This is a genomic window from Pseudomonas sp. GW456-12-10-14-LB2 (assembly GCF_002884345.1).
Lineage (GTDB): Bacteria > Pseudomonadota > Gammaproteobacteria > Pseudomonadales > Pseudomonadaceae > Aquipseudomonas > Aquipseudomonas paraglycinae.
Genome location: NZ_POHV01000002.1, coordinates 26,120 through 38,080, shown reverse-complemented (window position 1 = coordinate 38,080; position 11,961 = coordinate 26,120). Strand labels below are relative to the sequence as shown.

Sequence of the window (11,961 nt, the reverse complement as noted above, 5' to 3'; positions counted from 1 at the left end):
AGATTTACTTGGCAGCGACTTTCTCGGACTTGCCGTCATAACGCTTGCGCCATTCGGTCAGGATCTCGTCGCGGTTCTTCGAGGCCCAGGCGAAGTCGTTCTTGATCAGGCGCTGCTCGTAGTCGGCCGGCAGTTCGGTCTGCGGCTTGGCGATGCCCGGTTGGGCGAGGACGGCGAAGTTTTCCTTGTACAGATCCATCGCCGGGGCGCTGGCGGAGAAGTCGGCCATTTTCTTCGCGGCTTCTTCATGCGGCGTGCCTTTGATCACGGCAGTCGCTTCGATTTCCCAGCCCAGGCCTTCCTTCGGCAGGATGATGTCCAACGGCGCGCCCTGGCGCTTCAGCTGAACGGCCGGGTATTCGAAGGAAATCCCGATCGGGAATTCGCCCGCTGCCGCCAGTTTGCAAGGCTTGGAGCCGGAGTGAACGTACTGGCCGATGTTCTGGTGCAGACCGTCCATATAGGCCCAGCCCTGTTTCTCGCCGAAGGTTTGCAGCCAGGCGCTGACGTCGAGGAAACCGGTGCCGGACGAGGCCGGGTTCGGCATCACGATCTTGCCTTTGTACTCAGGCTTGGTCAGGTCCTGCCAGCTCACCGGTTTGCTCAGGCCCTGTTTCTCGGCCTCGACGGTGTTGAAGCAAATGGTCGCGGCCCAGACGTCCATGCCGACCCAGGCTGGCGGGTTGGCGGCGTCGCGGTAGTTCGCGCCGATCTTGCCCAGGTCCTTCGGCGCATAGCTTTGCAGCATGCCCTTCTGATCGAGGATCGCCAGGCTCGACGCCGCCAGGCCCCAGACCGCGTCAGCCTGCGGGCGATCCTTTTCGGCCAGCAGTTTGGCGGTGATGATCCCGGTGGAATCGCGCACCCACTTGATCTCGACGTCCGGGTTGGCCTTTTCGAAGGCCTCTTTGTAGGACTTCAACTGCTCGGCTTCGAGGGCGGTGTACACCGTCAACTCGGTTTTTGCCGCGAAGGCATTCAGGCTGAAAGTAGCGAGCACAGCAGCGGCCAGGGCCATAGGCTTGAACATGATCGTTTTCCTGTAGGTGAGTTGAGGCGATAGGGACAAGTCGTGAATCAGTGACCGGGCGCGGTTTGCCGCCAGGCCTGGGAACGGCGCAGCAAGCCGCGCGAAGCCCACGCCAGCAGCAAGGACACGCCCGCCGAGGTGAACAGAATCAGGGTCGACATCGCCGCCGCGCCGCCGACGTTGCCGGCGTCATCCATGTTCAGCACCGCCACCGCCGCGAGGATGGTGTCGGGGCTGTAAAGGAAGATCGCGGCGGACACGGTGGTCATGGCCGAGACAAACAGGTAGCGCACGATGTCCAGCAGCGCCGGCAGGCAGATCGGCACGGTGACCCGCAGGTAATGCCGGTACAGCGGCGCCTTGAGCGACAGCGCGGCGGCTTCGAACTCGGCGTCGAGCTGACGCAGCGCAGTGGTGGCGGTCATTTGCGCAGTGGTCAAATAGTGAGCAATGGTGCAGACGATCAGCAGGGTCATGGTCCCGTACAGCACGTGCAACGGGTTGCCGGTCAGGTTGAAAAAGAAGACGTAACCCAGACCCAGCACCAGCCCCGGCACCGCCATCGGTACGAAACTGAGCATGCGCAGTGTCAGATTCAGCCCGCGCTGGCTGCGGGTCTTTTCCATCAGATAGGCGCCGGTGAAGATCAGCATGCTGCCGATCAACGCCGTGCCCAGCGCCATCTTCAAACTGTTGCCGTAGGCCAGCCAGCCACCGCCAGCGGTCTCGTTGAACTGATAGTGGTTGAGCGACAGCGACAGGTTGTACGGCCAGAACTTCACCAGCGACGAGAACACCGCCATGCCGAATACCAGCAGCAACGCGGCGCTGATCAGCAGGACCACGCTGAGATAAAAGGCATCGCGCTTCTTCGACGGTGCCGGTTTGAACACCTGGGCGCGGCCGCTCATGGAATCACCGTGACGCCGACGCAGCCAGGCATCGACGCCGAAGCTGAACAGTGCCGGCAGCAACAGAACCATGCCGATCAGCGCACCGCGCCCGAATTGCTGCTGGCCGACCACCGCTTTGTAGGCTTCCAGCGCCAGCACTTGATAGTCGCCACCGACCACCACCGGCACACCGAAATCGGTGATGGTCAGGGTGAACACCAGACAGAACGCGGCGAACACAGCCTGGCGAGTCGCCGGCCAGGTGATGCTACGGAAGGCTTTCGCCGGGCTGGCGCCCATGCTCGACGCAGCGTCGAACAATCGCGCATCCGCCAGCGACAGGGCTGACAGCAAAATCATCAAGGCGTGTGGGAAGGTGTAGATCACCTCACCCAGAACAATCCCCCAGAAACCGTAGATGTTGTCGGACAGCAGCCCGCGCAACATCCCCTGATTGCCGAACAGATAGACCAGCGCGATCCCCGGCAACATCGACGGCGCCATCAGCGGCAGCAGGGAGATCCCGCGCCAGATGCCTTTTGCCGGAATCAACGTGCGCTGCAAGGCGTAGGCAAACAGATAGGCCAGCGGTACGACGATCGCCGCGACGCTGAGGGAAACTTTCAGGCTGTTACCGAGTAGCCAGTGGAAATTGTCGCTGCTCACCAACTCCTTGGCGGCGAGCCAGCCACCGCCCTGCCCGGCTTCGCTGCTGAAGCCGCGCCAGAAGATCGCCAGCAATGGCAATAGCACCGCCACACCGAGCAGCACCAGCAGCAGAAGTTTGCCGCCGAGGACGAAGATCCGGTCGCCGACCTCGGCCCCGGACACCTGCCGCGCCTGCTTTTGCGGTAGCGGCAGTGCGAGGTTGCTGTTCATCAGGCAAACACCTGCAGGCTGCGTGGCGGCAAGGCGACCATGATCTGCTGGGCGCCGAGGCGCGGCATGGCTTCCGGTGCCAGTTCGGCGAGCAAGGGGTGGCCGGGCAACTGATCGAGTTCGAAGCTCATGCGGCAGCGGTTGCCGAGGAAAGTGATCTCGCGAACCTTGGCCGGGAACAGGTTTTCCTCGTGTACCAGCGGATTGACGTTGATCGCTTCCGGGCGGCAGAACAGCCGGCCCGACGCACTGTGGACGCTGCCGTCGGCCAGGCGCAGGTTCATCCCGCCGACCTTGGCGTGGCTGTCGCTGCTGCGCTGGAATGGCAACCAGTTGCCCTGGCCGACGAACTCGGCCACGAACGGCGTGGCCGGGCGGTTGTAGATTTCCTGCGGGGTGGCGTACTGCTCGACCTTGCCGTTGTTCATCACGGCAATGCGGTCGGCCATCAGCATGGCCTCGTCCTGATTGTGGGTGACCATCAGGGTGGTGATGCCGAGGTTGCGTTGCAGTTGACGCAGCTCGGTGCACAGATGCTCGCGAACCCGGGCATCGAGGGCCGACATCGGTTCGTCGAGCAACAGCAGCGACGGCGCCGGTGCCAGAGCCCGGGCCAGTGCCACCCGTTGCTGCTGGCCGCCGGACAATTGGCCGGGGTACTTCTTCTCACTGCCGGTGAGGCCGACCAGTTCCAGCATCTGACCGACGCGACGGCGCACTTCATCGCGACCGCTGCCGGCGAGGCCGTAGGCAATGTTCGCTTCGACGGTCAGATTGGGAAACAGCGCGTAGGACTGGAACAGGATGCCGTAGTCGCGGGCCTGCGGCGCGAGGTGGGAAACATCGCGCTCGCCGAGGTACAACTCGCCGCTGTCCTGCTTCTCCAGACCGGCGATGCAACGCAGCAACGTGGTCTTGCCGCAGCCCGACGGGCCGAGCAGGCACACCAGTTCACCGGCCGCGACATCGAGGGAGACGTTATCCAGCGCAGTGAATGCGCCGAAGCGCTTCTGCACGCCGCGCACTTTCATCGGTGCGCCGGGGTTGGTCAGGGCAGTTGCGATTGCAGGGTTCATGGACAGGCCTCATCAAGCAGATGAGACGAATCCTAGAGTTGTAATGCGTCGGTCATATGGCAACAAGGCAAAATCGACCGATAGTGGTATTCAGGGATTTGGGTTCAGAACTTCAGATCATGTGTCGCAGAGCGTGGGAACGATCATTACGATCAAGCGGGGGACATTTCCTGCGCGAGCCCGAGAAACGCCGCCGGCAACCGGGCGTTCTTGCGTTCCTTGAGGCAGTAGAGGTATTCGGGAATCTGCGGCGCATTTTCGAGGGTCAGCACCCGCAACTGCGGATCGTGCGGCACTTCCTGACGTGCAATGATGCTGATGCCGATGTTGCGCAGCACCGCCTCGCGAATCGATTCGCGGCTGCCGATCTCCAGCAACGGGCCGAAACTGACGCCGGCGCTGGCCAGCAACTCTTCGGTGAGGCGACGGGTAGTTGAGCCGGATTCACGCATCAACAAGGTATGCCCGGCCAGCGCACTCAGCGTCACATGCTCGTGCGCCGCCAGTGGATGATTGCGATGCACCGCCAGCACCAGCGGGTCGCTGCCCAACACCCGACGGATCAGCCGTGCATCGTCGAGCAACTGCGACGAGGCCGCGACATCCACCCGATAATCCTCCAGCGCTTCGAGCACCTGCTGCGAGTTGCCGATTTCCACCGACACTTCTACCTGTGGCAAACGCTCGCGGAAGGTCTTAACCAGATCAAGGATGTAATACGGCGCGGTGGCGGCGATGCGCAGCGTGCCCTGCACCTGGCCGCTGTTACGCAGGAAGAACTCGATATCGGCTTCCTGCTGCAACAACGCCTTGACCATCGGCAACAGTCGCGCACCTTCGTCGCTGACACTCAAGCGCCGGCCGCCACGGTAGAACAACTCCACCGAATACTGGCTTTCCAGATTGCGGATCTGGGTGGTCACGGTCGGTTGGCTGAGGCCGAGCTTTTTCGCCGCCAGCGTGATGCTGCCCAGGCGGGCCACCATGTAAAACGCTTTCAGCTCGGCACTCAGCACAACCGTCCCTCTTCCTCTATTTGCGCAGCAGGCGCAAACCGTTGAACACCACCAGCAGGCTCACGCCCATGTCGGCAAACACCGCCATCCACATGGTGGCGAGCCCGGCGAAGGTTACCCCAAGAAAGATCGCTTTGATCACCAGCGCCAGCGCGATGTTCTGTTTCAGGATAGTGGCGGTATGGCGCGACAGGTTGATGAAGGCCGGAATCTTGCGCAGATCATCGTCCATCAGGGCGACATCGGCGGTTTCAATCGCCGTATCGGTGCCGGCCGCCGCCATCGCAAACCCGATCTCGGCCCGAACCAGTGCCGGCGCATCGTTGATGCCGTCGCCGACCATGCCGACCCGGCGCCCTTGGGCGTACAGGTCTTCGATGGCTTGCAGTTTGTCGGTGGGCAGCAAGTCGCCCTTGGCCTGATCGATCCCGACCTGCGCCGCAATCGCCTGCGCGGTGTGGACGTTGTCGCCGGTGAGCATCAGGGTTTTCACGCCCAGTTCGTGCAATTGGCGGATCGCCTCACGGCTGGTTTCCTTGACCGTGTCGGCCACGGCGAACAGCGCCAGCGGGCCGGAACGGTCGAGCAGCAGCACCACGGACTTGCCCTGTTTCTCCAGCGCGAACAGCTTTTCTTCCAGCTGCGGCGAGCACAGGCCCAGTTCTTCCACCAAACGATGGTTGCCCAAGTGGTAGACCTGACCGTTGACCTCGCCTTTTACCCCACGGCCGGCCAGCGCTTCGAAGTTATCCACAAGCAGAGCCGCGAACCCTTTATCCACAGCCGCATTGGCGATGGCCAGCGACACCGGGTGATCGGAGCGCCCGGCCAGCGCGGCGGCAATCGCCGGGGCCGTGGCGTCGGCGGTCGGGTCGAGGGAAAGGTAATCGGTCTGCACCGGTTTGCCGTGGGTGAGGGTGCCGGTCTTGTCGAGGGCCAGATAGTCGAGCTTGAAACCGCCCTCCAGGTACACGCCACCCTTGACCAGAATGCCTTTGCGCGCCGCTGCGGCGAGGCCGCTGACGATGGTTACCGGAGTGGAAATCACCAATGCACACGGGCAAGCGACCACCAGCAACACCAGCGCGCGGTAGATCCAGTCGAACCACGCGGCGCCCATGAACAGCGGCGGGATGATCGCCACGGCCAGCGCCAGGACGAAGACCACCGGGGTGTAGATTTTCGAAAACTGATCGACGAAGCGCTGAGTCGGCGCTCGCGCGCCTTGCGCCTGTTCCACGGCGTGGATGATCCGCGCCAGAGTCGAATTGTTCGCCGCTGCGGTCACCGAATATTCCAGCGAACCGGCCTGGTTGATGGTGCCGGCGAACACTTTGTCGCCGACGGTTTTTTCCACCGGCAGGCTTTCACCGGTGATCGGCGCCTGATCGATGGTCGAACTGCCGCTGACGACTTCACCGTCCAGCGCGATACGCTCACCGGGTTTCACCCGCACGCGGGCGCCGAGATCGATGCCTTTTACGTCCAGTTCGACCCAGTTGCCGTCAGCCTGCAACACAGTGGCCTGCTCCGGCGTCATCTGCATCAGGCCGCTGATGGCGTTGCGCGCGCGATCCAGCGAGCGCGCTTCGATCAGTTCGGCCACTGTGAACAGGAACATCACCATCGCCGCTTCCGGCCATTGGCCGATCAACACGGCGCCGGTCACGGCGATGCTCATCAGGGCGTTGATGTTGAGGTTGCGGTTCTTCAGGGCGATCCAGCCCTTCTTGTAGGTGGTGAGGCCGCCGCTGAGGATCGAGATCAGCGCGATGATCGCCACCACCCAGGTCGGGGCGGCGCTGGTGAAGTGGATAACTTCAGCAGCGAGTGCGCCGACGCCGGATAGCGCGAGGGGCCACCAGTGTTTTTTCACCGGCGCCGGCGCTGGCGCTTCGACGCCCGCCTCCAGCGGCTCGGCCTGCATGCCCAGGGATCTGATCGCGTCGATGATCGGCGCGGTGTCCGCCAGATTGTGGGTCACGCCGAGCACGCGGTTGATCAGGTTGAATTCCAGTTGCTGGATCCCGGCCAGTTTGCCGAGCTTGTTCTGGATCAGCGTCTGTTCGGTCGGGCAGTCCATCGCCTCGATGCGGAAACTGCTCAGCCGGGCGTCGGCGCTTTTTGCCTCGCTCAGTTGCACCAGTGAAGGCGCGGCGGCTTTCGACGAGCAGCAGGCGTCTTCACTCGAATGAGCCGGCGCAGGCGTAACGGTTTTCGAACCGCAGCAGGAATCGCCGCCGTGGGCATGTTTATGCACAGGCTGCAGTTTTTGACTGTGATCGTGCCCGTCGCCGGGCTTGTGGGTGTGCAGGGAATCGCTCATTGGTCGCGTCCATGAAGGTGCCTGTTGCCAAGTAAAGACCCTGTAGCCACTATAGGGTCAAGCACCCTTTTGGAGATTGCCGTCATGAAGATCGGAGAACTGGCGAAACAAACCGATTGCGCCGTGGAAACCATCCGCTACTACGAACGCGAAAACCTGCTGCCGGAACCGGCCCGCAGCGACGGCAACTACCGCGTCTACACTCAGGCCCACGCCGAGCGCCTGACCTTCATCCGCAACTGCCGCACCCTCGACATGACCCTCGAAGAAATCCGCAGCCTGCTCGCCTTGCGCGACAGCCCGCAGGATCAGTGCGAAAGCGTGAATGCGCTGATCGACGAGCACATCCAGCACGTCAAGGCGCGAATCGATGGGTTACTGGCGTTGCAGACGCAACTGCTCGACCTGCGCCAGCGGTGTGGCGAAGGGCCGGAGGCCGATCAATGCGGGATCCTGCAGCGGCTGGAGGTGAGTGGCGGGGTTGTCGCAACCGAAGTCGAACATTCCCACGTCGGCCGCAGCCACGGCCATTAATAGCCGTGACCAACTTCCAACTCAATTCGAGTTGCTGTTACGTTTACTAGGCACTGAGCGGCACCGAGACCACTCATCTGAAAAAGGAGAGCCGTCCATCAAATCATCAAGGAAAACAATCAGTCCTTCGTATAATTTTCTGATTTGCTGCAAAGAGATCGGCTTGATTAATCTCCCTTGGACATACAAACAAACTTCATCTAGAACACAACACTCAACCGTACGACTTTCCCCGACAACCTCCTTCCTGAACAAGAAAGGCAGAAGGATCTGGGGTAACTGTGCCGAGAGCTCCGGAAAAACAGGCTCTATACGGGTACAGGCATCAATATTAAGTTCTAATTCCTTCCAAGGCTTTAATATGGCATGCATAGATAGAGTAAATCTCTGATTAGTAACCCCAGCACGTGTAAGATTATAAAGCCTCGCAGCCAAACCCACCATTGTGTATGGCTCTTTCTTACCTTTATTCATTCTAAAGAAAATATTCTTCTTCAGATCGTCTTCCAGTATCTCCGACATTGCTTCTTTTAAAAAATTGTTCTTTGATCTATGGCTAATAGTTTTCTTCGCCAAATCGGCTTCCACCTCACCGACCTCTAAGGATAGATCTGAGTAGGAAAGCACTGTAACCGAGCTGCGTTTTCTTTCCTGCCACTTCGACAAAATAACTGGTAATAAATAAGAATTTTTATGATCAAGCAAAAGACATTTTGGTGTTTCGGATGAGAGGTCTCCGCTCATCGACTTTCCAAGCAGCCAGTCGCTATTGCTAAAGAACATCTTAATGTTTTTTCCGTCGAGCTCGTAGTCCAGCCACCTATCCCCCAACTCATCCGACAATTTGCGCCATCCAGCGCCATATCGAAATGCCATCACCGCCAAGAATAGTGATATATTGAGCTCGTGCTGCTCATCCCAACTAGCAGCTCTGGATAGGTCTTTAGATAATTTCTTTTCTAAAGCCAAAAATATTGTTTCCTCCAGCTTCGCCTTCGCTGAAGCAGCAACTTCAGAACGACTAGCCGATACCCAGTCACCAGCATTACCCGACATTAAGTTAATACTAACATCCAACATCGGGAATGGCGTCATATCAAACTTGAAGCCTTGACCACGATAATAGACACTAATGCGATTATTGCTCCGCCTCTCATCGTACAATCGGTAGGATACACCTACAATCGAGTCGCCATACTTAACATAATCAAAGTCAGTATTAAGGCTCGTTCTTTTTCTTGTCGCTTTTGACAACGAGAACTCTCCATGCCGCACAGTCCGCATTATACCTTCAACTGGTATCAGTGACCCTTCGGCAAACTCTACAATCTTATCAGCAATACTTGCAGCCTCATAAGAAAAGCTTTCACCGTAAATAGGATCGTATCCTGTGGCAACTGAGGACTGAATGGACTGAGGCCGATACGCTAATGGCGAGTGTTTAGGAGCAGAAATTTTGAATTCGAATTCAACCGTAGTTCCAGAAGATACTGAGATATCCGAGGGCTTTCGTTTAATAAATACCAACCCTTCTTTATCAGACGTAGGGCTATGCATTAAGACTTCTAAAGACTCATTAGAAAACACGTCCTTGGTTTTCATTTTTATGACATCACACACCATAAAAATACTTTGCAGACCAATGCCAAAGGCACCAGACGGCTTGAGCCACTCTGGCATGGCTTGTATTATTTTTTGACGGCGTGTATTTTCCTGCGACGCACCAATTCGCAGCATATAATCTAGGTCTTCTACGCCAATACCTGTGCCAGTATCTGTGACCTTTAAAATCCAACCGGAAGATTGTGACCCTGCCTCCTCAACTGTATCCATCTCTATTAACTCGACAAAAATTCGCTCTTTATCAAGAATTCTTCGAGAAGAACTAGGGCTCGACCAATCAACATCAGACTTTGAACCACTAGACAGCCACAATCTAACCAGCACGGCATCCACTGCGTTTTGTAACACCTCTCTCACATACGCAAAATTAGTATCATACAAATTTCCGCCTTGGATTAAATTGAATGCTTTTCTTGGATCAATACTAAACTGTGGACGCTGACCTTTCTTTAGAACCTGAAATTCTCCAACCAGAAGAACCTCTAACTCTCCTAATGTAGGGAGAAGACCCAGCTTCCTAGATGGCACAATGTCTTGCCAGTGAGCCATTTGGCACTGCATCTCCTCCCTTAGCCAACCAAACCATTTACATGTTTCGATATAGCCCTCAATGGTTGAACATTCCGCCTTTATCTCTATACGGTCACGATCAATTCGTAAATGTCTGATAGCGGAGTGTTTCTCCTCGTGCGCCTTGCTCAACGCCGGCCTTCCCTCACCAGCAATACATTGCATTACCGGACAAAACCTATTGTCGTCTAAGTCCAGTAAATCGCCCATGCGCAGCAGGCACGCAATAAATCTCGGATGACAATCATCCTGTGCTACTCCAGCTTGCTTGAACGGCAAACCCGAGATACTCAAAATTTCGGAAAATGGGCGCCCATGCATTTGACAAATACGACCAAGCATCCTGAATAATCTTGCAGGTATGAGTTCTGTTCGTGGCGAGGATAATCCTATGCTTTCCAAGGGAGAGTTCACTATCAAGTCTGAACGCTCTGCATGCCGTCGCCTAAACCATTCTGACATTAGCTCCCTAAACTTGTCGACCGCCTGCATTGGTGAATCCGCGCCAGCAAACCATGTATCTGCGTCCTGATTCTTAAATACGCTTACAAATCGATGAAGCTCATGATGATTGTGTTTCGATATTTCCGTTAAAAAATCTGTAAACCTTTCATCAGCCATCGCCTCCATTAAGTCAGACTTGGAGACGACCATTCCTATATCATGCCAATATGCGGCTTCCAGTAGCAACCATGTATCCGTTGCAGAAAGAAGTGCAATCCCCTCCTCACCCAATAATCGTTCAATATTGATCAGAATCTGCCGACTGTGCGACTCATCATGGCGGCTGAAATGCGGAAACAAACTGCTGATGGTTTGAAGAGCTTTAGGTATTAACTTTTCATCAAATCCCCACTGACTAACCAGCAAAGATAGCGCCGAATGCTCTTCCCCCTTATTTCGCAGGTGTTTTATTAATAGGTCAGCCACCGACACACTCCATTTTATCGATTTGTATTGCAGCTCTTTTTGACCATTAGCGAGGTCTTAGAGCTGCTATTTATATTTATTTAGAACTCAGACCGCCATCGGCGCGGTCATCGGCGCATGGTGCTCGTAGCCTTCCAGCGAGAAGTCACTCGGCTCCACCAGCTCCAGCCATTCCGGCTGATAAACACCGGTCTTGGCAAACTCCGGCACGCGGTCCGAAATCTTCAGCTTCGGCATGGCGAACGGCTCGCGCTTGAGCTGTTCGTTGAGCATGTCCAGATGGTTTTCGTAGACGTGGGCGTCACCGATGAAATAGGTGAACCAGCGCGGCGTGTAGCCGGTCAGGCGACCGATCAGGCTAAGCAGCGCGGCGCCTTCGGTGAGGTTGAACGGCGTGCCCAGGCCCAAGTCGTTGGAGCGGATGTAGAGGGTCAGAGAAATCTCTTTGGTCTCGACATTCGGGTGGAACTGGTACAGCAGATGGCACGGCGGCAGGGCCATTTCATCGAGCTGGGCGCAGTTCCAGCCGTGGAACAGGATGCGCCGGCTGCCCGGGTCCTTGATGATCGTGTCGACGCACTGGCGCACCTGATCGATGGCTTTGTACAAGACCACATAGGCCTGGCCGTCTTCTTCGCCCTGGGCAATCTGCTTGTAGCCGTTGCTCAGGGTTTGTTCGATGGCGGCGGTGTTGCTCAACGGGATCTGCTTGTACGCCGGCCATTTGCGCCATTGCACGCCGTAGATTTCGCCGAGGTCGTCTTCGCCCTGACGGAACGGATTGGCCAGCCACTGGGCGTTTTCGTTGGCGTTCTGATCCCAGACCTTGCAGCCCAGCGCACGGAATTCGGCGGCGTTGTTCACGCCACGCAGAAAGCCGCACATCTCGCCGATGGCCGATTTGAAGGCCATCTTGCGGGTGGTGATCGCCGGGAAACCTTCCTGCAGATCGAAGCGCAGCATGGCGCCCGGAAAGCTGATGGTGTTCACGCCGGTACGGTTGGCCTGTTTGGTGCCGTTGTTGATGACGTGCGACACCAGATCGAGATATTGCTTCATGAGTTACCTGTGTCCTTGAGCCCCG

General features: G+C 57.4%; 8 protein-coding genes. 1 reads left to right on the top strand and 7 read right to left on the bottom strand.

All coding sequences use genetic code 11. From position 1 onward, the window contains the following. Positions 1-4 precede the first annotated feature (4 nt). From C1X29_RS01680 to C1X29_RS01660, 5 genes are all read right to left on the bottom strand, one after another. The gene (locus C1X29_RS01680; protein WP_102716699.1) at positions 5-1,030 is read right to left on the bottom strand and encodes a putative 2-aminoethylphosphonate ABC transporter substrate-binding protein; all 1,026 of its coding nucleotides are present in this window, start codon (positions 1,028-1,030) and stop codon (positions 5-7) included. Positions 1,031-1,077: 47 nt separating this feature from the next. Next, entirely contained in the window at positions 1,078-2,802 is a 1,725-nt protein-coding gene (locus C1X29_RS01675) for a putative 2-aminoethylphosphonate ABC transporter permease subunit (RefSeq protein ID WP_102716698.1), read from the bottom strand. Continuing rightward, positions 2,802-3,878 carry a putative 2-aminoethylphosphonate ABC transporter ATP-binding protein gene (locus C1X29_RS01670; protein ID WP_102685803.1) on the bottom strand — a complete coding sequence of 359 codons (1,077 nt, stop codon included), beginning with the start codon at positions 3,876-3,878 and terminating at the stop codon, positions 2,802-2,804. The genes C1X29_RS01675 and C1X29_RS01670 overlap by 1 nt, the downstream gene beginning before the upstream one ends. Positions 3,879-4,030: 152 nt before the next feature. Beyond that, positions 4,031-4,894: a LysR family transcriptional regulator gene (locus C1X29_RS01665; protein WP_085646996.1), complete on the bottom strand. Its 864-nt coding sequence runs from the start codon at positions 4,892-4,894 to the stop codon at positions 4,031-4,033. Positions 4,895-4,910: 16 nt separating this feature from the next. After that, a complete protein-coding gene (locus C1X29_RS01660) occupies positions 4,911-7,220 on the bottom strand; it encodes a heavy metal translocating P-type ATPase (protein WP_102716697.1) in 2,310 nt (769 codons plus the stop codon). Between the two features lie 84 nt (positions 7,221-7,304). Between C1X29_RS01660 and cadR the strand changes: the two genes are divergently transcribed. Beyond that, entirely contained in the window at positions 7,305-7,754 is a 450-nt protein-coding gene (gene cadR, locus C1X29_RS01655; protein ID WP_064600182.1) for a Cd(II)/Pb(II)-responsive transcriptional regulator, read from the top strand. A 21-nt stretch (positions 7,755-7,775) separates the two neighbouring features. Here the strand turns inward: cadR and C1X29_RS01650 are convergent, their stop codons facing one another. Further along, positions 7,776-10,877 carry a hypothetical protein gene (locus tag C1X29_RS01650; protein WP_102716696.1) on the bottom strand — a complete coding sequence of 1,034 codons (3,102 nt, stop codon included), beginning with the start codon at positions 10,875-10,877 and terminating at the stop codon, positions 7,776-7,778. Between the two features lie 87 nt (positions 10,878-10,964). Then, positions 10,965-11,936, bottom strand: a complete 972-nt coding sequence (locus C1X29_RS01645) for a thymidylate synthase (RefSeq protein WP_011336420.1) — start codon at positions 11,934-11,936, stop codon at positions 10,965-10,967. Positions 11,937-11,961: the final 25 nt, after the last annotated feature.

Coding starts and splice junctions, on each gene's coding strand:
- C1X29_RS01680 (WP_102716699.1), bottom strand. CDS start 1,030: ATGTTCAAGCCTATGGCCCTGGCCGCTGCTGTGCTCGCTACTTTCAGC.
- C1X29_RS01675 (WP_102716698.1), bottom strand. CDS start 2,802: ATGAACAGCAACCTCGCACTGCCGCTACCGCAAAAGCAGGCGCGGCAG.
- C1X29_RS01670 (WP_102685803.1), bottom strand. CDS start 3,878: ATGAACCCTGCAATCGCAACTGCCCTGACCAACCCCGGCGCACCGATG.
- C1X29_RS01660 (WP_102716697.1), bottom strand. CDS start 7,220: ATGAGCGATTCCCTGCACACCCACAAGCCCGGCGACGGGCACGATCAC.
- cadR (WP_064600182.1), top strand. CDS start 7,305: ATGAAGATCGGAGAACTGGCGAAACAAACCGATTGCGCCGTGGAAACC.
- C1X29_RS01645 (WP_011336420.1), bottom strand. CDS start 11,936: ATGAAGCAATATCTCGATCTGGTGTCGCACGTCATCAACAACGGCACC.